Origin of the sequence: Exiguobacterium sp. s161 (genome assembly GCF_018619045.1) — a bacterium.
GTDB classification, from domain to species: domain Bacteria; phylum Bacillota; class Bacilli; order Exiguobacteriales; family Exiguobacteriaceae; genus Exiguobacterium_A; species Exiguobacterium_A indicum.
The window spans coordinates 18675-40312 of sequence record NZ_JACSNH010000008.1 but is presented as its reverse complement, the minus strand read 5'-3'; the positions used below and the strand labels follow the sequence as shown (position 1 = coordinate 40312).

Genomic DNA, 21638 nt, shown 5'->3' with positions numbered 1-21638 from the left:
AACTAACAATGTGGTAAGTGAAATAACAAAAAGTATGCGCCGGCGCATACTTTTTGTTATTGTATTTTATTCTTGATAATACGAAACGCGTTTCCATTATTAATTAAGAATAATTCATCTATACTTTAAAGGTGTACATAAATACTTCCGTTGTGTTTTACGAAAAGGAGAATCCATTGAAACTTGAACGTTTACTCACTATTATATTTAAGCTACTCCATCGCTCTACCATTTCTGCTTCACAACTAGCTGAAGAATTAAATGTCTCTCAGAGAACAATTTATCGAGATATCGAAACCATTAGTGCAGCTGGTATTCCTATTACTTCGTACCATGGAACAAACGGTGGATTCGGTATTATAGAGAATTACAAATGGGATAAAACGTTTTTAGACGCTTCTTCTATGCTTGAGGTATTGTCTTTAGTCAAAAATTTATCGAATCAATTAAATGATCACGATCTTAAAAAGACTGTTGATCGTCTGTCCATTCTCACATCAGAAGAACAAAAGAATCACCTACATATTGATTTAACTCACTTTTCAATTGATCCTTCTTTATTAATTGATCTTCAAAAAAGCATTAAAGAATCAACACGTGTTTGCTTTCAGTATATTAGTACTCAAAATGAACAGACTACTCGAGAAGTAGATCCTCTTTCACTACAATACAAGTTTCGGACGTGGTATCTATACGCTTACTGCCATTTAAGAAACGACTATCGTGAATTTAAAGTCTCACATATACTCAACCTTGAGAGACTAACAACTCCCATTAAGGACACTCATCGTTTACCCAAAGAGCTGCCAGTAGTTAGCCGTTCAAAAGAGCGTGTCATTTTACGGGTCCATCCTCAATCGATTCACTTAGTATTAAATCATTTTCAACATGACTCAATGACGCAAGAGAAAGATGGTAGTATCACAGTGACATTGATGTTACCTACACCATTACATGCAGAATGGCTCATTAACATATTGTTAAGTTTCCGATCAGGCGTAGTAGTCATTCAACCTTTATTCTTACAAGACGTCTTAAAAAATGAAGCTAAAAAAATATTGAATTTATATGAGGATATATGACAGTCAGTTGTCATATATCCTTTTTTATACTGAATGTAGTTAGACAACGATTACTACTACAACTAAAGGAGCGATTTGAATGAACGCTGGAAAAACGATGGTTTCTTATCATGAATGGGCAATGAGAGTGATGTTAGATCATCTAGATAAATTGCCGAAAGAAGTTTTAAAAAAGGAGATCAAAAGCTCTTATCCTACTATTGCTAAAACCCTCAGCCATATTCTTGCTGTTGATACCATGTGGATTCAGATATTAAAACAAGAAGATTTTCAACACGCATTACAAGAAGCAATGGCTCAATTATCAACTACTGATGCGTATACAGTAGTTGAATTTAAAGCTGCCTTTAAAGAACTAGCCTTACAGTATCAAACCTTCATAAATGAGAACTCTGATCTCGCTGTGATGATAGATGTAAATAATCCTTGGTCTGGTCCACGGCAAACGACCTTTGAAGAAATTCTTTTACACGTATCTAATCATGGGACGTATCATCTAGGTAATATTACTACTATGCTTAGACAACAAAATGAAACTTCACTCATGATGGATTATTCTCTTTTTTGGTATGAAGACACCACAGTTAAATCATAAAGGGTCATAATAATGTTAATAATCAATTAGAAATTGCTGTTTTTAAGAAATAAAAGTGTGCGCCGGCGCACACTTTTTTCAGACTAAAGATAAAGTACAATTTTTCTCTAACGAGAAGGATTGTGCTTTTTTGTTCTTCTTGAATCGTTTGTTGGAGAGAATCATCGCGTCCTTCGCTTTTCTGCAGAGTCGCAATCACAGAAAAATCATTCATCGTCGTCTCTGGCAAGAAGCGATGAATGAAGTAGAATATCTCAGGCATATAGGTTTGAGTCGCACGCTCTACCGAAAGCGGCAAGAAATAATTGAATATGTATTCGCGAACACCAAAGAGTAGCTTTGGATCCGCTATCGGGGTTTGAAAAAAAACGATGTTTCTAGCGATGCTTACTTTCATTTTCTTGAATCTCAAAAAGCTTACGCATTAATCTTAGTATTCTATAAGGAACCTATGTCTTCACTACGCTTTAGTAGGAATTACATACAACAAAAAGTGTGCGCCGGCGCACACTTTTTGTTGTAGACATCTAATATCAATAAAAGAACGTATAATAACACACATTTTTTCAGTTAGATCATAAACAATAACTTCATGCGTTTGTTTCACGTGAAACATTCAATTCAAAATTTCGTTAAAGGATGTTTATTAATAGCTGTCAATTAGATAAAAAGTGTGCGCCGGCGCACACTTTTTATCTAATTTCCCACTCCTCTGCAGACATGCTATGCTAATTATATCGAATTAAGGGGGCGTGCATTATGGACTCTACCTCATCCATCCAACATAGACAACTTGTTGTCTCTCAAGCAGCGAAGACATTGCTCGAGAACGATGTGACCGAACAACTAATCTCCATTGATATCATTGATGTCGAAGCCTATGTCAATCAACTTTATGAAGAATTTTATGAATTTCAAAACGAAGAAGATGTATATACCAAGCTTCGTTATTATTCCTTTAAGAAATTAAAACGGCGCTGGGTACGGGCAGCCGTAAAAAACTATGTTGAGAACAAAGGTCCGATGAAAGAACTACGTGGCCTTCATAAAATGTACCTTGAGTATTGGGACATTGCGGGAAAAGAAGGTTTCCAGCGAAAGTTCTCTGCTGATAGTGTTGAGAAGTTGATGCAAGAACACATACAGGAACTTGAAGAATGGGCTGAAAATAATAACTTGCTAATTCATACGTATCCGCATTGGGGACAAAAAACGAAGAATCAGCAAACGACAACGATGCGGACCGATATTCTAATGGTTATTGGAGAGGTTGCGAAGGAATTGAAACGTGCGCAACCCAAAGCACACGTTGCGACTTCTACGTCGATTACGGTACCGTTCTTTGGAATCGCTGATCGCATGAAAAATACGACGGAAAAGTTCAATCAAGGAGAAGGTATGTTGACGGACTTATCTCTTGACCTCCATGACTTCTCCGCTGTCGTTCCTAAATACAAACAAGGTATACCGACAAATTTATCCGTTCTCGTCAGTAATGAGTTTCTTGCAGAACTCGACGGAAAAGTCCCGGATCTTGATGCCCGCGATTTCGAAGCCTTTAACGAGATTCTGTCGTATCGCGATGTGACGTTTCAAACGAGTCGTAAAATCGTCTTCCCGATCTCAAAACTTGTCAAAAAGATTTATGGAAACGATAGCGGGAAAAGCTATACCCTCACAACCCAACGTCTTGTAAAACTCGGTTATTATCGCGTAGCTGTTAGAAATGAGGAAGGGGACCTCTCAATCTTCGGTCTCTTCTCCTCTGTTAAAATTAGTAATGCTTCTTCTGTTAAGCGGGACACACAAATTACTGTCACCGTCTCTGAGGAAGTTTATGATGATTTATTAAAACAACAGATCATCAGCATCTATGGAGAACAGATTGAACGATTAAAAGGAACGTTCGCTTATCATTTATCCTTTGTACTTCAAAAGGAACGACTTAACTCGTATCAGTTAAACGAACCAATGCCCGCGAAACGGCATTGGCGTCAGTTTACACACTCGATTCGATTTAATAAGAGTCGAAAAGCAGAAAACTTGAAAGAGCTTGAAACTAACTTGGATCGTATCAAAGAACTTGATTTTATCATTCAAGATTGGCATCGGTCCGGTGACTACTATTTCTTATACTTCCATCCCTTGGAACGCTGGGAACATGATGATCGCCGCAATGCCCTTCTCCTATAAGGAATATCGAACAGATCAATAGAAAGTAGTCTTCTTCCATTCTTCATAAATGTAAATAAAAGAGCGTATGAGATCATGAATCTCATACGCTCTTTTGTGAATACTAGTTATAATTCTCCTTGAAACTATATGATAGTAAATAAGCGTTTTTTCTCATATGCCTAGCCTAGATTGTCTTTGTCCTATTAAATCGAGATTAACTATCGTGTCATGTTTGCCATTGAAAAATATGGTCGCTTTATGATCGCTTTAACAGCAATACTATAATCAAAAATAAGCAGCATTAAGCACTCGGCCATGCTCATGTACACTTCGCCAATCACAATCATATGTTTATACAAACGATTATATCAAAAGATCTGTAATGTAGTACCAACATAGATGGTAGTTTATGAAGTAACAAACACAAAACAAGAACATTTGTTCTGTTTTATTTTTTCTATATTTTTTTCTTGTTGTAAGAGCTCACATATTAATTGGATGTCTTATTCTCCCGAATATATATTGATCGTACATGTCGAATCGTGTCGGAAAACGACCATTTTTCAAATTCAGACGTTATTTACCGTACTGAAACAGCACTTTTTCTTATATTTTTAGCATTTTTGTCGGATTTGACCGTACTGAAACAACACTTTATGTATTTAGGTCGCCGATCACCGTACCAAAACAACAGTTTTGTGATTTTGGTCGTTGTTTCCCGTACCAGAATGACACTTCTGCACTTTAGAACATTTTTTAAAAATTATTTTAAAGCGCCTATCTTATCCATTTGGTCGTCATATACCGTACTCAAACGACACTTTTGAACATTTTAGTCGCTTTATCCCGTACTGAAATGACACTTTTAATCATTTGGTCGTTATGTACCGTACCAGAATGACATATTGCATCGCTACATGTATGAATTTACTTAAGAAAAACCTCTAGAAAGCGCATTATATATGGATTCCAGAGATTCTGGTCGTTTCTGACCGTACTGAAATGACATCTTTTTTGTATCTGAAAACGGCTTCATATCAACGTTTTTAGCACATTGGTCGTTTTTGACCGTACCGAAACCGCGTTTTGACAGTTCCTTTTCTGAACAGGATACTAGTAATAATAGTTCAGAGTAGAGGAGGTGTAGGTATGTCATTTCAACATGAAAATCGTCATGTATTGGTCGCTAATAAATTGCTAATCGCGATGAGCGGATTAACACGTTGGACAAAACGTCAAGACAGTTTCTTATATGAACAGCATCACTATAACATTCCAGGACCTTTCCTGGCTTTGAAATGGACAAAATCTCGTATTCGTCATTTATTGACTCTTTTATCACATTGCGATGATCAAGGCGTTCTTTCATTGATGGAAAGTGAAGTATTGGCTCACTATGCGCGTACTTCCGTTCGATCGTTACACAATAACCTACGCCTTTTTGAATCAATTGGACTTATTCGCTACTCGATTCATTTCTCTGGAGTCGTCACCATTGAACTCGTAGATTATCTTGAAAACTACCGTGATCTTTTTGAAGAAGCTGGTACGTATACATCGAAGACCGGTTATACGTCTCTTTGGTGTGAGATGGTGCGCCAACTGATGGATATTGAGCATGTAAATATCCTTCGCGTCGCGTTACGTGCTCTTGTACAAGTAGAGCGGGACGTAAATGTCCAGTCTCAAGAGAAGGCAACTTTAACGTATGATGAAGTCCGCGGATTCCTACCGCGTTACTGTGGACACCGTTTGGCTGTAAAAGGTATGCTTGATCAACTATCTCAGTTCTTTAATGTGCATTTGGTTGAGAACACGAAAGACTTCTTATCTGCTGTTAAAGAGAATGTCTCGCTTAAGAAGCGCATACATACCGTAACACGTCCTTTAATGTTTCACGTGAAACTCGAAGACCAAATTAACAGTAAGCGTATCCGGGAAGCGGAACGGGCGCGTACGTTGATCAGTTGGTTCGATCTTCGAGAAGTCGCTCGTGACTACGTAGATTTTGATGCATTAGAAGTTCCGCAAACATCGCTGCAGTCGTTGAGTGATACGTACGGATTTGCTGCATGTGATGCAGTCATTCGTTCGATTCGAAACGATTTCTATCAATACGGGGACCGTCTTGAAGATTCAGAACTCTATCGTCTCTTCTTTGAATCACCAATTCTCTATCTAAATGAACGACTCCGAATCGTATCGGAAAAATTGGCCATTGCATGATGGTCTATTTGTCATGCTTTTTTTTGAAAATAGTCGTGAAAAGACAACAAAACCACGCCATTTTAAGTCTTTTTGATCGAATTCATCGTCATGCTACTCATTTTATTGATCCATCCAAGGACAATATCAATATGCCATACTATTTAGGAAAAAAAACAAATTTTGTTGTTAAAAAAACAGCTTATTGAGTTACTTATTCAATAGATTCTGTACGAAATCATTTTATGAATTCATAAAAAATAACACTTTTTGAATTTCTACAAATTGTGCTGTTCGTTTCCCGAATTGCAAAATGTCTTGTTTTTGTTGGTATTAAAGGCTTGAGAAGATGAAGTCTTTTTCCAATTCTTATTAATTCTTTATTAATCTTTTTAATTTCTTCCAATGTGTTAAATGATAATAATCTGATAGATCACGATTTATTATGATGAAGAATAAAATTAAAATATGGAGAAGCATTTTAAAAACGTAGACAAAAACATCTGCATAGGAAAGCTTAAATAAGTTGTAAACATTTCGATGTCGAAATGTTTACAACTTATTTAATAATGTATACATAATATTGCATTCATATTATCTTTTGATCATCGATAATCATTGAAATTATTATTTTCATGTGCCATGATGAATGAAGAAAGGGGAGAGACGATGAATATTATGACGTTTTACATATCAAAAGGAGGATCCGGTAAGACAACCTGTTCGCTCAATATGGGTCATGCGCTTAGTGAACTCGGGTATCGGACGCTTCTCGTTGACTTAGATCCGCAGGGATCATTAAGTAAGTTAATGCTGAAAGAGTCGGACACGATTCAATACATGACACTGTACGACGTCCAAGCAAAAGGATTAGCGATTGAAGAGATCTTATTTGATGATGAAAAACACAACATTAGTCTTCTTCCCTCCAATGAACGAAATGCACGTTTAATCAATTTAATTTCTGAACAAGATAAGATTTTTCTATTAAAAGATTTACTATCTCCTCTTGCCCATGAGTTTGATTGGATCATTCTTGATTCAGTTCCTTCAATCAATGAATTATCTAAAGTCGTCTTATCGTGCGCAGACGAGGTCGTTATCCCATTCATGCCGAAAAAGCTCGTTTTTGATCAGTTAGGAAGTACGGTTCGAACCATTCGACAAGTGAAGAAGTATTATAATGCTTCGCTAGAGCTAACAGGCATTATGCCAGTCGCAATCGATCTTGGTTTAAAAGGGGATCGCGAATACGCAGAAGCGATGGAACAGTTGGCAACAACAGAACAATTACATGTGCTGCCTTCTGTACGACGTGCTGCTTTTATTGAGAAGGCAGCAGATAGCGGAAAGAGTGTTTTACAGTACAAGTCGAAAGAAGGCATGGAACTGGCACAGCCGTTTCGTGAGCTAGCACTTTTGATGACAGGAGGTCCGAAACATGAAAGCACGGAATAAACAAATTCATAAAGTAAGACCACAAGACCAACATCCTTATCGGAGTGGATTGACTGATCTGAGTTCTGTCGTTCAGAAGTTACCGGTTTCCCGCGACTTAGAAAATCTCGCAGTCGAGATCAAGGAGTTAGCTAAGATTCAAACGATCTCTGTTTTCGAGATTGGTAAGCGTTTGTCGATTGCTAAATCAGAAATGCATGATCAACAAGAATGGCGCACATTTTTAGAAGTCGTCAACATGTCAAATTCACTCGCCTCCCGATATGTTAAAGCGTTTGACACCCTAGAACCATTTGAAGAACAACTCCAAACGTTACCGGCATCCAAAGTATTCGAACTGATGTATGTCGATGATCCAGAAGACGTTGTTTTAAATGGTTTACCTGTAGAAGAAGGACGGAAGTCATTAGACAATGCGACAGTACGAGAAATTCGTGCTGCGCGATCAACGACGGCGAAAGTGAAAGTAAAGTCGTTTCAGCCACTTGAAGCGACATCGACGGTCCTTTCTACACGAGTCCCAAAAGAAACATCGGAACAAATTCATGTGCTAGCGCGTGCTAAAGGACTCAGCATTAGTGAATACATTTCAAAGATGATTGAAGAGACCATTCAGCGAGACATTATAGAGGATCGTAGTGAAATCATGGAAGGAGAGAAGGAACAGTGAAGAAAATTGCGTTATATAACCGAAAGGGTGGCGTTGGTAAATCAACGACTACGATTAACCTCGCCCATGCGTATGCCAGACAAGGATTACGCGTTCTCGTCATTGATGCGGATGACCAAGCATCGACAACTAATGGACTTGGATTAACGGATGATTACGATGGGAAAGTGCTGCTCGATTGTTTAATTGAAGAGCACGATCCCTCATATGCACCGATTGAACAAGTCATTGTCACTTGTGAATATGAACTAGGTATCATTCACCTCGTACCCACGCGCCGTTCTGCTTCTCCTACAGGACTGACGAGTCAGATGGGATACGAATACCGTTTGATTGAGGAACTAGCGCGACTCGAAGACTTATTTGATATTTGTTTAATTGATTGCCCGGGATCAACGTCCGCTTTAAACCCGTACGCACGTTGTGCTCTTGTTGCGCAGGACCGGATCGTCATGCCGGTACAGATGCAGAAGTTTTCGATGGATGCTGTGTACACAGCACCTGAAGAATTAGAAGAAATGAGACACGGATATAAGGAAGATATTCATATTTCAGCATTTATTCCCACAATGGTGAATGCGCGCTCTAAAGGAGATATGACGACTGTGGACGAGTTGAAGGAGTTAGGGGAAGAAGTTGGAATCCCTGTACTAACGACAATCCCATACATCGTAAAGATTCAATCCTTACAACGAGAAGCACGTCCGGTCCTTGATCATAAGAGTCCAGCGACAGATGCTTACTTACAGCTAGCAGAGGAGGTACTTGCCCTATGAGCAGTCGACGTAAAAAAGGACAAGCAACGTTCAAAAGCTTTCAAAGCACAGTAGCTGAAAAACCTGTTCAAGAAGAGAGCACAGAAGCGTTACGAGAAGAGCAAGTCGAAGCGGTGAAGAAGTTTGCTGCGCCTGCGATGTCAAATCCGTATCAGTCGCTTCCAGCTGTCGGCTTATCACGTGTGTTATCAAAACGACTTCCGGAAGACATGGAAGGTATCATTCAATATTACAATCACATTGATACAATCCAAGCAACAAGTTTTGTTGAGAAGTGTCGTATATTGGCACACGCAAATGAAGTATTCCGTGATGCTGACACTAAAGAAGCATTTCAGCAGGAACAAGGAAGTTGGAAATCATTTTTAAATCGAATTGGAATGTCTCATCCTCAAGTCAATCGGTTCATTTCATTCTGGAATGTATTTGGACCAACGATCTTAGACAAGGCGATTCAACAAGACTTTAGTGCTTCTAAATTAGCTGAATTATTAACATGGCCAGAGGATCCAAAAGTCGCCTTACTGGAAGAGCGAAAGTATAAGATAAACGATGGTGAATTCACGGTCTACGAAATGACACGTGAGCAATTACGTGAAGTGAAAAAAATGCTAAATGAACGGAAAGAAAAAAACTTGATTGATGCAACTCCTGTACTGCCAAAACCAGCACGTGTCCATGTAGATTTCTCCGATAAAAATGATCCATTGTACCAAACGCTGAAAAAGCGAGCGAACGATCAAGGAATGAAACCGGATCAAATCATTAGAATGGCATTAGAAAAATATTTTAATTAAATAAAATTATGGAGAAAAAAATTGAATATAAAATTAAGCAACATTTCAAAAAATTACTTTAATAATACAAAAAACTTAGTAATATGGTTTTTAATTAGTCCTACTATAATCGCTATAATATTTTCTATATTAGAAGTTTATATTCCAAGTAATTTTAAGTCATCAACTATATACTCGCTATTGTCTAACTTTAAAGATTTTTCTAGTTATTTGTATTCAATTAGTAGCTTATTATTGGTCTTTATTCTCTACAGAAAATACTCTCATTCTAATTATTCAGTGGATACACATCGCGTGAATTATTTAGAAAATCAAGGTGAAGAAGATCTTTTAAGTGCTTTAAATTTTATTTATTTAATTTTAGCTAACAATTTAAAAGATGGAATCGATCAAAAAGAATTAAAAAAATCATGTATCAATATTAAAGTTATTTCCAAGAAGATATCTACCTTAGAAAACGATGTTTATTTAAAAGCTCTAAGATATGAAATTGAAGAAATTGTAAGTTTGATTAATGTACTAAAAATGGAACATGATGGCTTAAACGAAATTAATAAATTAAGAGATAATAATAAAACTGCACGAATTCATATGTTAGAACGTGCATTAGTTTCAGTCATTCAAGATATTAATAGTAAAAAAATTAAAGATAAGGGAGATTAAATCATGGGTATTAGAGGGAAAGAAATAAAAGCAATTGAAAAGGTAAATCAGACTTTTGATTCATACGAATGGAATATTGAAAGTGGTGATGGTATTTACGACGCAATAAATTTACCTGAAAATTCCGAAGATATTGGAGATATATTTGTTACTAAAACTAAGAATAATTTATACATTGCTTTGGGAAGTTATTTTTCAAGACATTATTTAGATGAAGATAGATATACTAAGGAAAAAAGATATTTTATATCTTTTTTAAAAGATAATCATGAAATTATAAATTTATTCACTATAAATGACAGAGAATATTGGAGATATAAAGCACAGACTGAATTAGTAAATGAAGATATAATTGGTAACCTATACAAAAATGTATTTAATAAATTTTATAGAGTAGATGATATTTTAAATGACTTTTTAGCTGAGTAACAGTCAAAAAAATTAAGTAGAAGTTAATTTTAAATTATGAGATAAAAACATTTACTGATGTTTCTATCATAAAATTTTTAAAAAAAGACCGTACATCATATACTCCCACACTGAAATAGATCGAAAACTTTCTGTATCAATAACTTTCGTACCTTTTCAACTCCTAAAGCCATAGAAGGGCATGGAAATCAAATAAGGGCGGGAAGCCTAATAATCCCATGATACAAATCGATACAATCATAGAAACAAAAAGCTTTGAAAATAGATTGATTTCTTCCGGCAGGACTAAATATCATCGACTTTTATTGTTTCATTTGAAGTTTCACAATAATCATGTACGTAAAACAATGCTTCTAAATAACAAATTTTCTAATAACAAAAACTGTGTATTTATTTTGACATCGAAATGTATACACAGTTTTTGTTTATCTTATTTATTTATATTAAGTTGTTAAAAACACATTAATAAAAAAATGAGTGCATGGACTTCAAAATTTAAACCAATAATTAAATCTAAGCTTATGGCAGTTCTTTTTTCGTATCCACCTTCTTCGTTAACACAAGTTTTAGCATTCGTCTTGTATGGATTAATATTCTTGAAAAGATAAACGACTGCTCACGCGTATCTTATAGATATATTTAGAAATGGATGGAATCAAAATATATGTGCACAGATAAGTGATATTAACCTCAAAAATTTGTTAGGTTACCTGTCTTCCATATACGTCTGAATACCTTGATTATTCATTTTTACTATCGAGAGATGTCTGTGTACGCTCTCGTAAAACAGCTAGCTCAACTTGTTCGTGAATGCGCCGTTCGAACGATTCTTGATCACGCTGCGCAATGGTCAATGCTAATGAAAGTTTTCGATTTTCTTCTTCTAAATGCTGGGAACGCTCGGTACGTGCTTTTAATTCATCAATTCGATCAGTTAATGCTTTGTTTTGGCGATACAATTGATCGCGTTCTTCCTCGAGTTTAGTAATATTTCCTTCCAAATGAAATACTTCTCTTTTTAATGAGGTGACTGCTTCTTTATTAGATACTTCCAGCTTTTCTTGTTTATCTCTCATCTGAACCAATTCATGCTCTGTTTGTTTCAATTTTGCAGTCATATCTTCAAGTTCTTGTTGATGGTGAGAGACTTTTTCTAAATACTCTGCTTCTAAATCTTCTTTAGCTTGAACCACTTCGGACTCTAACCTAGTGACTGTGTCTAGATGACGTGATTGAATGCGTTGATTTTCATGTTGAAATGTCTCAAGTCGTGCTGCCCGTTCTTGAAAGAGAAGCGTAATTTGCTTGAGCGATGACTCTAATACAGTATCCTCTTCACTGAGTTTTGGATCAATTTTCTTTTGTTCAGCGAGTACAATAAACTCTTCGAATAGCTGATTGGTTGTAATCTGACGTCCTTTTAACAATTCACCAATTTTGTCAGTAACTTCTTCAGAAAGGCGGAACGATTTATTTTTCATTTCATTGGATGACATATGTATACCTCTTTCAACTTAAATATTTATAGATAGTATATCATGTGCTTATTTGACTCAATTCACTAAAAAGAAATTATCATAAGAACGAGCTAGAAACCGACTATAAAAATAAGTAGCTGCCTTTTTATTATTAAGGACAGATCACATAAATTCGTGTAATTAATAGCTGTTACGTTCAATATCGTTTCGACATCGAAAGTATACAAATCAATTTTTTTTTAAATAAAGAGTATTTATAGATTAAAAGTAGTTTCTTTTTTTCTGCTAAATATTTTATGATACACCATTGTCGTGTTCTGAGTATTAACAAAAAAACAGCCTATATCAAAAAATGATAAGGTGGAAGGATTATCCATACAAATAGCACAATAATCGATATACTAATGATTAAGAGATGAACTCGATAAATAGTAAGTTGTCTCTATATTTTAATTGAGGTGATATGTATGGTATCCGTCACACAACGCATTAAAGACATTAAAAAAATTGATTCTGCTAAGCAACCAAGAGGTGGTTATGTTCCTCCAAAAACACTTAATAAGAAATGTTTTGAAGATGGAATTGAGCTGTCTTTAAATGAGAACATCCACCCATCACTTATTGGTATTGTCGTAGATTATTTGACTCGCTTTTGCCAAGGTGATGATAAGGCCTTTGTTTCTCCTATGAATGGAGCATTGGTCGTAAAAGAGCTTGAGTATGCATCAGAACTACGATCGGAGATACACGGGTTAGATGAAGAATCGATTTTTAATGCGTGTAGATTATGCGGATATGAGAGCGTAGCACGTGCTGCGAAAAATACGTATGTACCTGTCCAAACGATTAATCCAGACGATGCGACGATTCAAAATATCAAAACAATGGTAATTAGAAGTCTACATTTTTTTGAAGAGTATGGACCGGTTAATCAAGAAAGAATCATTTTTGAAGGTGGGTATACAGATATTATCACTAAGGGGGATGCGGATTATCTAACTCCGAATACTCTATGGGAAATGAAAGTTTCAAAAAATGGTCCTACTACCGAACATACATTGCAACTGCTGATCTATTATTTAATGGGATGTCGTTCAAAACTTAAAAATCATTTTGTTGGGTTATCCGAATTAGGGGTATTCAATCCAAGATTAAATACAATGTACACTTTAGATATCGATTCAATTAACTCTAAAACGATTGAAGCTGTATCTAGACATGTCATTGGTTATTCCAACTAAGGGAGAGAGTTTATGTTATCGATTTATTATATTCCAGGAGAATACTATAAACGTGCTGAAATACATGATCAGTTCGGTGGGAACCGACAACGTGGTATTAGTGCTTCAGCAAAAGAATCCATTATATTTATTTTTTCGGGATCAAGCGGTACACAATATGGCTATTCAGACGGTTGGAATGAAGAAAAGACATTGTTTATGTACACTGGTGAAGGACAAGTAGGTGATCAAACATTTACGATGGGGAATAAAGCGTTACGCGATCATGTCAATAACTCAAAAGATGTTTTACTTTTTCATCGGGAGTCAAATGGTTTATATCGATTTGACGATCAGCTAACGTTAATTGACTATGAATTGAAACAAGCACTCGATCGTGACGGTCATCCACGTGAGGTCATTCAATTTATTTTTGAATCGGCCACTAGTATGAAACATAAACTGCTTGAATCTGAACGTTATGTGGAGAGTAGTGTAACGATCGAGAACTCGCTTGAAGAATTAAAGACTATAGCTCTTCAAGATACATCGACAGGAGATGAGTCGATTCAAATAAAACAAGTAAAGGTCAGAAAACGATCAGAAGCGATCAAGCTATATGCACGAAAAAGAGCAGCAGGAATATGTGAAGCATGTGAACAACCCGAACCATTTGAATCGATTTCCGGATCATCACTTGAAGTGCATCATATGTATAAATTATCGGATGGTGGTCCTGATCATCCTGAACATGTCGCAGCAATTTGTCCGAACTGTCATGCTCGCATTCATCGTGGGATAGATGGTAGTACGTATAATCAAGAATTAATAGATAAAATTGATGTAAAGGAAAATCCTTTTCGATTCAGACGAATTTATTAAGATTTAATCAAATGAGAGGTGTTTAGAACAATACGACTAATTTTTTTATGAATAGAGATTGTGCATGAATCAGAAGTTAAAACATCTGTCGGATAGATCCTTTATGAATTACTTCATACCAAAAATATAGTCACCTAGTACATTTTTTTACAACGTTACACTGGGAATCTAAATTATAATAACTTAATAGTTATATTTCGATATAGTTATTAATGAGATAAACGAAAGTAGGCGTTTTGAAAAATGGAACATGCTTTGTTGAAAAATATGCGCGATGTAGAAGCGTATGATAGTTGCTATGTGATTCAAACGAGTACAGATGAAATCTGTGGATTGTACGTTGTAGAAGATGATATTTTTGAAGGAAAAGTTTTAGATGGTATGCTCGAATTAGCTGTTAAATTTGAGTCGATTGAAGAGGCACAATCGTTTTTAAATGAAATGAATGAGCATCATATTAGTGGAGTAATTAAAAAAGCGCATATGTTTATCGCAGTTGAAGGTTAAAACTTAACCAATAAAAGTACAGCACTAATGCGAAGCGTGAATAGTGGTTGATTTCATTATGTGAGTGTTCTTAAGCATTAAAATGACATAAAAAAAGTCTGCATCTGTTACAAGATGTAGACTTTTTTATTAGTGCTATACCAGTTCTTTGATACGCAACACGTGTTTAAGTGTATGCCATGTTTCTTCTAACTCAGGTTTTTCTGGAATATAGATAATCAATCCATCTCGCCCTCTCGTCAAATTGACACGATAGGCATTGCGCTTAATTTGAAGCGGATCTCTGACAGATCGTTGAAAATGCTTTCCAGTCCATCTCCCATTTTGTAGATAAAAATCGTTATCCCATTCTAAAATGGCAAAATCTAATTCAAGACCTTGCGACTGAAATTCGGTTATCGAATAGTGTAATGTTTTGCAGTAGTAGTCAGACGTAGGAACGGTAAAATATTGTGCGATTTTAGAAGGACGTTCGTACCGCTCATTTCTAGGTAAGATCGGTGTTTGTTTTTGATGATCCGCTCCACCTGCGCATACAACACCGACTGTTTTAGAGTCATCTGAATAGAGATGACGCGCTACATACTTTGCTTTTTCTAAATGACGGGTTATTCGAAGATGGAAGCGAGAAGAATCAAGGTTTTCAAGAAGACGAGCAGCCGCTTCAATCTCTCCTTGTATAAACTGAATCACAAACTGACTGTAGGTCTGAGCAGCATGTGTACGCAGTGACGTATCGAGGTGTAATGTTTCTGATGTTCGTACGTCCGGTGAATGGGTAAAAATTGTCGCTTCGAACTTACCATGAACAATGACGTTCTTATTTTCTAAAGCGTGATTCCATAATGCAATACCGCCTTCTTCTCCTTTATAAATTTCCTGCCCCTCCCCGACTAATCCAATCGTTACACTCCACTTTTTATCTGTTGTCGCGATTTCCATAATGATATCCGGTTCACTCATATTCGGTGCGGGATACGAAGAGCGTTCAAAAGATGTATTCACTTGATTTTGATCCCAAGCACGTTGCGCTTCATCAAAGATTATAATATGTTCATGCGGAACACGACCGTGTTTGATATAGTCCATCTTATAATTATATAAGCGCTGAACGAATGTATTGTTTTGAAGGGAATGCTGCAAAACATCAACTAACGGTCCATTTCCTGAAAGATATACGGCATTTTCATACTCATGAGCTAAGCGTAATCCTAAATACGTTTTCCCTGCACCAGGTTCCCCAGTAACGAGAACAAGGTGATGCTCGTTATGATCCTTAGCTTGTTGAATAATCTGCTGAAGCGAGTGATGAATTATTTCAAAATTACTACTATCTAGTGCTCGAACCCGAGGTAATGGTTCGTTTTTCATAATTGCACTAGCTGCTTCGAGCATTGAAGGGGATGGAGAATAGTAGCCTTGTAACATATCACGAATACTTAAGACAGGTGACTGTTGTTTAGCTGCTAACCGCCTTAGGATTTTTAATAAGCCATATTTCGCTGCGATGAATATATTAAAGGATTCATGAAAATGGACATGATCACGATTGTCCTTCGTTAAAAGTAATATACCGGAAACAGTTACATGCTGAGATTGAATGGCTGAATGATAGTGTTCCAAGTCGCGAACGTAAAGAGAGGTCTGGATGCATTCCCCATCCGAAATTTGATGATAACTTTTACATTCAATGACAAGGACTTGATCGTTAACGAGTAGCACAATATCAGGTCGCCGACCACCGCCACGAAATAGCTGGTATTCAAATAAGAGTTGCGCATTCAACTCAGGTGTTTCTTGAAATAAGTCAACGAGACATTGATATGAATCGACCCAAGCACGTAATTGACTATCTGAAGCATCTGGAATCGAATGCTGTAAAGTATCTAAAAATTGATGTTGATCGATCTGTAAAAAATCTTGAATCGTACCACTCCATCCAACTGACAAACTAATCACTCCAAATCAATTTAAATTAAAAAACTAATTGCTAACTAGAAATAGCTATCGACCCTAATGAGGCTGTTAAATAAGAGAACCTTACCTTATTTTTTTATAGATAGATGGAAAATAAATCTATATAATCCTTTTATAAGCATTATACGATAAAATCATTTCAATAATAAGGATTTTACTAATGGAGGAACATTCCACTATTGATAAGGTGACGAAACACATACTCACAACAATTGAGGAATGTCTCGAAAGGAATAGGATATGAGTAATGAAGTGAATATGATTCTCTTCGAGTATCTGGCAGGAGAAGGTGATGTATCGAATGAGGAAGCTATCGCTATACAAGAAGCAGAGAAACACTTTTATGAGAACTTAATGGTTAATAGTAACTTGGTATTAGCGGATGGAAACAGATTAATCAATAGACGTAAACGATTATGGGGAGTCCTTAAAAAGAAAGGATACGAAGAACTTCCTCATGGACTACAAGTAGACCTTCGATGGAGTCGGGAAGAAGAGCAGGTTGTTGTTCGTATTGTACTGCAGTGTCGCTACGGAACAGGAACGAAAAAACGTTATCCGACTTATGAAGATTTGATCCGACATAGTCGGCTTTTGAGGATACCTTATCTTAATGAGGATGGATTCCATTATGTATCGGAGTCAGGAATCGAGTCTCCAGAAGCGTTAAAAAAGCAAGTGGAACATGAGCCAAATAAAAATATAGAGTTAGTCTTTATCCATCATGTAGATATTCGTACAGGAAATCAGAAGAAAGATCTGACTCAACTACTACGCGAGGCAATTCAGCGAATGGTACCAAGTTATGAAGCCATTTTAGAAGCTGCACCAACGATTCTTATGGAACAACCACCCATGATCACTAAACATATTGAAGGAGGAAGACATGTGCATCCTAAGAATATGATCCTTCAAGGCCCCCCAGGTACGGGAAAGACGTATCATACGGTCTTATATGCTGTTGCCATTATTGAAGGAAAAGCTATTTCAGATATTAAACAAGAAGACTACATAGAAGTAAAAAAAAGATATACAAAATACCGAGATGAGAATCGAATTGCCTTTACAACTTTTCATCAATCGTATGGATATGAAGAGTTTATTGAAGGGATCAAACCCGTTATAGCGACAGATACGAACGAGATCGGATTTAACATTGAGTCTGGTGTATTTAAAGAATTTTGCGATCTTGCTGCTGCCGATCATCGTTTTGGTGGATATGATATATCCATTGATGGGGAAGCGCGTATCTGGAAAGTTTCTTTAGGCGGATCAGGGGATCGTCCTCTCAAGAAGGCTTGTTTTGACAAAGGGGTCATGCGAATTGGTTGGGATCATTTTGGCGAAAACCCATTCAATAGTACGTCGACTATGAATCCTTCGGAGCGTAGTATTTTGACATACTTCTACGACACCATGAAAACTGGTGATATCGTTCTATCGTTGAAAGATGAACGACATATTGATGGGATTGGTATCATCGAAGGTGAAGTCGAATGGCTAGAAGATGAAGATCGATACCAACGTAGCCGAAAGGTGAATTGGCTAGCTCAGAATATCGAACTAGATATCCATGAAATGAATATGCGAAAGAAGTTGACTCAAAAAACTGTTTATCCTTTAGATCGTTTATCGGTGTCCCAAGTAGAGCGTATGCTTGAAGGAGAATATAGCATTCCAGATGTAAGTCATCAGAACGAGAAACCCTATGTATTCATTGTTGATGAAATCAACCGCGGTAATATTTCGAAAATTTTAGGAGAGCTGATCACGCTAATCGAACCGTCAAAACGTATGGGGGAGATGGAAGAAACACTTGTAAAACTACCCTATTCGAAAAAAGAGTTCGGAGTTCCGAATAACATCTATATTATTGGAACGATGAATACTGCTGATCGGTCCATCGCGTTGATGGATACAGCACTACGAAGAAGGTTTCAGTTTGTCGAAGTGTCCCCTGATCCGCAATTGCTCCAAGGCATCTCTATTGAAGGGGTACATTTAAAATCTGTCCTCGATATTATGAATCGCCGTATTGCTGCGCTTTACGATCGAGATCACATGATCGGCCATGCCTACTTTATGTCCCTGTCATCGACCGACAAGATCGATGCGTTGCAGCAAGTCTTTTTAAAATCGATCATTCCACTTCTTCAAGAATACTTCTTTGATGATTTCGGGAAAATAAACGCTATTTTTGGAAACGATAAGACCTATCCGCTTCTTATTCAAGAAGTTCCAGCGTTTGACTTGTTTGATTCCTCAATTGATGTAAGAGACTTAGAGGTAAGCTATCAGGTCAATCATACAGTCCTTAAGAATCCAGAGACATACAAAGCAATCTATGGAAAACAATATGCAAACGCCTAATGTCATCGAAGTAATGGAATATGAGGCCATATTCTGTTCGGGATTTGGTCGAAATATCGACAAAAAGACGTTTAAAGAACTAGAGCATGTCATGCTTGAACTATCGCAAGAAGGACGGGATGGTTTAGATTTCTTAAGTCTATCTTCGAGAAAAGGTATCGGGAAAGTGATTCGAGCCAAGAACTATGTTGGTGTTCTTCAAATGCCAAGCGGTAGACAACTCCAAATCCTTCCGAAAATTCAAACATCGAACGTCGATGCCCGTATCGTGATGTTAAAAATGCTAAAAACGTTCCGTGAATTCCCGAGTAAATCGTTTGATGCAACGGAACTGGGAAGTTCAAAAATGCCGATGTTTGACATCTATATCAGTCTTTTTCTTCGCGAAGTGTCTCATATAGTCAAGCGAGGACTGAAATCTGATTATCGTAAAAAAGAAGAAAACGTGCGATTTTACAAAGGGAAAATGAACTTTGCACGACAGCTTACCATTAACCATGTCCATAAAGAACGATTTTTTGTGGCGTTTGATGATTATAGTATCGATTGCGCAGAAAACCGGATCCTCAAGAAAGCATTAATGAAGGCAATGATGGTCGCATCGGATCCGAGGAATCGTCGAGAAGCACGACGTCTTTTACAGTATTTTGATCATGTTATAGAGAGTCATACAATTGATCAAGAATTCAAGAGTATACTTGAAAATCGAAAAAATCGACAGTATACAACGAGTTTAGAGTGGTCACGTCTTTTGTTAAATGACTTAAATATTTCTAACATGGTAGGAAATACTCGAGCTCAGTCTCTTCTCTTTTCGATGAATCAATTATTTGAGAGTTATGTCGGGAACTTAATTGAACGTCATTCTGGAACCGGGTGGGAGGTTTCTCTTAAGAATCCCGTAAAGTCTCTTTTTGATCGTGGATCGTTCAGACTTGTTCCGGATGTCGTGATGAATTATATATGTCCTATCGATAATGTGAAAAAGACGCGGATTATCGATATGAAATGGAAGGTTCTTCATCCTAATATCAAAAATTTAGGGATCTCACAGGCAGATATGTATCAGATGTTTGCTTATGCGAAGAAGTACGCGAGCGAGCAGGTGATCGTTGTTTACCCACTCGTCGAGAGTTTTGCTCCTAATCAGCGAGTATTTTGCTATACGAGTGAGGATATTAAGGTATATATCTATTTGTTAGATTGCGTGCGTGGAGAAACAGACTTACTTCGCTTTCTTGAAAATCCGAAATGCTAGTTTTAATAGTTAGATGTAATTGTCGATAAGAGAAACAGAAGAAAAAGGGAGGAAGCCTACATGGTTGAAAATTTATTTAATATAACGCAAGACATATTAAAAAGAGTCGAAGCAGGAGGAAAGTCTCACTCTTTAAAAAATATTCTCCTGGATGAGATGAAGAATTTTTATGGTGAACAATCGGCTGAGACGCTGAATCAAATCAACACTTTTTTTGACCAGACAGATAACAATCATCGTGAGATCGCCGAAGGAAAATTAGAAGGTCGTTCAACCGAGTCGTGGTTAAAGGAAAAACTGTCTACAAAAGAAAAAGAGTTTCCAGGTCTGATAAAAGGTATTCTTACAACAATACAATCTCTATCAGATGAAGACGAAATCCAGGAACATGCAAATCTCGATGAAACAAATGCGTTTGATTTTGGTATTTTAGTTCGTTATTTCACGCAAAAAATTAAAAATAGTTCATTAGCTGAGTTCGTGTTGGCTAATGAATCAGTCATCAATAGTGCGAAAACTTCCGTTTTGACACTGTTGGATGGATTTGATCAATTAACAGACGCTTTAAAATCAGATCTAAATTCTCCTGAGGATAGCGAATTTAAAGAATTGTTAACAGTCAGCACATTAAAGTTTATAGGCGGCGCTGAGGATAGTTCACTTTTTAAGAACTTTGATCATTTGCAGGTGATGACTGTCATTGATATGGTGTATACATCTGTAAAAGTGGCTTATAAAGTCGCTGATAAGTCCATATCCGGGGAAGAAGCAATCGATTTCTTAATAGATCGAGGTATTGCTCGCATATCATCATTTATTCAATCCAGTTGTAGTAAAATGAGCGGAAACATTGGATCTGATGTTGGTCGTGCTGTAGGCGCAGTATTTGGTCCAGTCGGAAGTTCATTAGGTAGTATCGTTGGTCAAAACCTCGGAAAGATGATGGGACAAAAAGGTGGACAAATACTATCTGAAGGTATGAACAAATTGCTACCAACTATCAAAAATTCTTTTCAAGCTATGACAAATCAAGCGATAGTTAAAATCGTACAAAGCTCAACTAATTTGTTATCTAAGTTTTAAATAAGCAGAGTTT

Annotated in this window: 19 protein-coding genes; 16 read left to right on the top strand and 3 right to left on the bottom strand. The window is 36.7% G+C overall.

Going from position 1 to position 21638, the window contains the following annotated elements:
* Positions 1-176: 176 nt before the first annotated feature.
* Positions 177-1082 carry a helix-turn-helix transcriptional regulator gene (locus KNQ14_RS15425; RefSeq protein WP_214861693.1) on the top strand — a complete coding sequence of 302 codons (906 nt, stop codon included), beginning with the start codon at positions 177-179 and terminating at the stop codon, positions 1080-1082.
* Between the two features lie 79 nt (positions 1083-1161).
* Entirely contained in the window at positions 1162-1677 is a 516-nt protein-coding gene (locus KNQ14_RS15420) for a DinB family protein (RefSeq protein ID WP_214861692.1), read from the top strand.
* Positions 1678-1699: 22 nt separating this feature from the next.
* Here KNQ14_RS15420 and KNQ14_RS15415 read toward each other — a convergent pair whose 3' ends face one another.
* Positions 1700-2074, bottom strand: a complete 375-nt coding sequence (locus tag KNQ14_RS15415) for a hypothetical protein (RefSeq protein ID WP_214861690.1) — start codon at positions 2072-2074, stop codon at positions 1700-1702.
* Between the two features lie 362 nt (positions 2075-2436).
* Here KNQ14_RS15415 and KNQ14_RS15410 point away from each other — a divergent pair, with 362 nt between their 5' ends.
* From KNQ14_RS15410 to KNQ14_RS15375, 8 genes are all read left to right on the top strand, one after another.
* Positions 2437-3870, top strand: a complete 1434-nt coding sequence (locus tag KNQ14_RS15410; protein WP_214861688.1) for a hypothetical protein — start codon at positions 2437-2439, stop codon at positions 3868-3870.
* 1131 nt (positions 3871-5001) lie between these two features.
* Positions 5002-6078: a hypothetical protein gene (locus KNQ14_RS15405; protein ID WP_214861686.1), complete on the top strand. Its 1077-nt coding sequence runs from the start codon at positions 5002-5004 to the stop codon at positions 6076-6078.
* Between the two features lie 657 nt (positions 6079-6735).
* Complete coding sequence (locus tag KNQ14_RS15400) at positions 6736-7515, top strand: ParA family protein (RefSeq protein WP_214861684.1); 780 nt, start codon at positions 6736-6738, stop codon at positions 7513-7515.
* On the top strand, positions 7499-8185 hold the full coding sequence (locus tag KNQ14_RS15395; protein WP_214861682.1) for a DUF3102 domain-containing protein: 687 nt from the start codon (positions 7499-7501) through the stop codon (positions 8183-8185). The genes KNQ14_RS15400 and KNQ14_RS15395 overlap by 17 nt, the downstream gene beginning before the upstream one ends.
* A complete protein-coding gene (locus KNQ14_RS15390; RefSeq protein ID WP_055966323.1) occupies positions 8182-8961 on the top strand; it encodes a ParA family protein in 780 nt (259 codons plus the stop codon). Before KNQ14_RS15395 ends, KNQ14_RS15390 begins: the two co-directional genes overlap by 4 nt.
* Positions 8958-9758 (top strand): hypothetical protein, encoded by an 801-nt coding sequence (locus KNQ14_RS15385; RefSeq protein ID WP_214861680.1) that lies wholly within the window; start codon positions 8958-8960, stop codon positions 9756-9758. The genes KNQ14_RS15390 and KNQ14_RS15385 overlap by 4 nt, the downstream gene beginning before the upstream one ends.
* 294 nt (positions 9759-10052) lie before the next feature.
* Complete coding sequence (locus KNQ14_RS15380) at positions 10053-10421, top strand: hypothetical protein (RefSeq protein WP_214861678.1); 369 nt, start codon at positions 10053-10055, stop codon at positions 10419-10421.
* 3 nt (positions 10422-10424) lie between these two features.
* Complete coding sequence (locus KNQ14_RS15375) at positions 10425-10850, top strand: hypothetical protein (RefSeq protein WP_214861676.1); 426 nt, start codon at positions 10425-10427, stop codon at positions 10848-10850.
* Between the two features lie 740 nt (positions 10851-11590).
* Here KNQ14_RS15375 and KNQ14_RS15370 read toward each other — a convergent pair.
* Positions 11591-12346: a hypothetical protein gene (locus KNQ14_RS15370; protein WP_214861674.1), complete on the bottom strand. Its 756-nt coding sequence runs from the start codon at positions 12344-12346 to the stop codon at positions 11591-11593.
* Between the two features lie 449 nt (positions 12347-12795).
* On the opposite strand from KNQ14_RS15370, the gene KNQ14_RS15365 reads away from it, so the two are divergent.
* The 3 genes from KNQ14_RS15365 to KNQ14_RS15355 all read left to right on the top strand — a co-directional run bounded on the left by KNQ14_RS15365 (position 12796) and on the right by KNQ14_RS15355 (position 14937).
* Positions 12796-13569, top strand: coding sequence for a hypothetical protein (locus tag KNQ14_RS15365; protein WP_214861672.1), 774 nt, complete (start codon positions 12796-12798; stop codon positions 13567-13569).
* 12 nt (positions 13570-13581) lie between these two features.
* Positions 13582-14430, top strand: coding sequence for an HNH endonuclease (locus KNQ14_RS15360; protein ID WP_214861670.1), 849 nt, complete (start codon positions 13582-13584; stop codon positions 14428-14430).
* A gap of 243 nt (positions 14431-14673) precedes the next feature.
* Positions 14674-14937 carry a hypothetical protein gene (locus KNQ14_RS15355; protein ID WP_214861669.1) on the top strand — a complete coding sequence of 88 codons (264 nt, stop codon included), beginning with the start codon at positions 14674-14676 and terminating at the stop codon, positions 14935-14937.
* Between the two features lie 135 nt (positions 14938-15072).
* Here the strand turns inward: KNQ14_RS15355 and KNQ14_RS15350 are convergent, their stop codons facing one another.
* Positions 15073-16887: a DNA/RNA helicase domain-containing protein gene (locus KNQ14_RS15350; protein WP_214861668.1), complete on the bottom strand. Its 1815-nt coding sequence runs from the start codon at positions 16885-16887 to the stop codon at positions 15073-15075.
* 267 nt (positions 16888-17154) lie between these two features.
* Here KNQ14_RS15350 and KNQ14_RS15345 point away from each other — a divergent pair, with 267 nt between their 5' ends.
* Genes KNQ14_RS15345 through KNQ14_RS15335 form a run of 3 tightly spaced genes read left to right on the top strand, consistent with a single transcriptional unit; the run spans position 17155 to position 21625 of the window.
* Entirely contained in the window at positions 17155-19284 is a 2130-nt protein-coding gene (locus KNQ14_RS15345; protein WP_214861667.1) for an AAA family ATPase, read from the top strand.
* Complete coding sequence (locus KNQ14_RS15340; RefSeq protein WP_214861666.1) at positions 19259-20542, top strand: McrC family protein; 1284 nt, start codon at positions 19259-19261, stop codon at positions 20540-20542. Before KNQ14_RS15345 ends, KNQ14_RS15340 begins: the two co-directional genes overlap by 26 nt.
* Positions 20543-20602: 60 nt before the next feature.
* Positions 20603-21625: a hypothetical protein gene (locus KNQ14_RS15335; protein WP_214861664.1), complete on the top strand. Its 1023-nt coding sequence runs from the start codon at positions 20603-20605 to the stop codon at positions 21623-21625.
* The last annotated feature ends 13 nt before the right edge of the window (positions 21626-21638 follow it).

Coding starts and splice junctions, on each gene's coding strand:
- KNQ14_RS15400 (WP_214861684.1), top strand. CDS start 6,736: ATGACGTTTTACATATCAAAAGGAGGATCCGGTAAGACAACCTGTTCG.
- KNQ14_RS15370 (WP_214861674.1), bottom strand. CDS start 12,346: ATGTCATCCAATGAAATGAAAAATAAATCGTTCCGCCTTTCTGAAGAA.
- KNQ14_RS15410 (WP_214861688.1), top strand. CDS start 2,437: ATGGACTCTACCTCATCCATCCAACATAGACAACTTGTTGTCTCTCAA.
- KNQ14_RS15355 (WP_214861669.1), top strand. CDS start 14,674: ATGGAACATGCTTTGTTGAAAAATATGCGCGATGTAGAAGCGTATGAT.
- KNQ14_RS15385 (WP_214861680.1), top strand. CDS start 8,958: ATGAGCAGTCGACGTAAAAAAGGACAAGCAACGTTCAAAAGCTTTCAA.
- KNQ14_RS15340 (WP_214861666.1), top strand. CDS start 19,259: ATGGAAAACAATATGCAAACGCCTAATGTCATCGAAGTAATGGAATAT.
- KNQ14_RS15405 (WP_214861686.1), top strand. CDS start 5,002: ATGTCATTTCAACATGAAAATCGTCATGTATTGGTCGCTAATAAATTG.
- KNQ14_RS15335 (WP_214861664.1), top strand. CDS start 20,603: ATGGTTGAAAATTTATTTAATATAACGCAAGACATATTAAAAAGAGTC.
- KNQ14_RS15420 (WP_214861692.1), top strand. CDS start 1,162: ATGAACGCTGGAAAAACGATGGTTTCTTATCATGAATGGGCAATGAGA.
- KNQ14_RS15365 (WP_214861672.1), top strand. CDS start 12,796: ATGGTATCCGTCACACAACGCATTAAAGACATTAAAAAAATTGATTCT.
- KNQ14_RS15415 (WP_214861690.1), bottom strand. CDS start 2,074: ATGAAAGTAAGCATCGCTAGAAACATCGTTTTTTTTCAAACCCCGATA.
- KNQ14_RS15375 (WP_214861676.1), top strand. CDS start 10,425: ATGGGTATTAGAGGGAAAGAAATAAAAGCAATTGAAAAGGTAAATCAG.
- KNQ14_RS15345 (WP_214861667.1), top strand. CDS start 17,155: ATGAGTAATGAAGTGAATATGATTCTCTTCGAGTATCTGGCAGGAGAA.
- KNQ14_RS15360 (WP_214861670.1), top strand. CDS start 13,582: ATGTTATCGATTTATTATATTCCAGGAGAATACTATAAACGTGCTGAA.
- KNQ14_RS15395 (WP_214861682.1), top strand. CDS start 7,499: ATGAAAGCACGGAATAAACAAATTCATAAAGTAAGACCACAAGACCAA.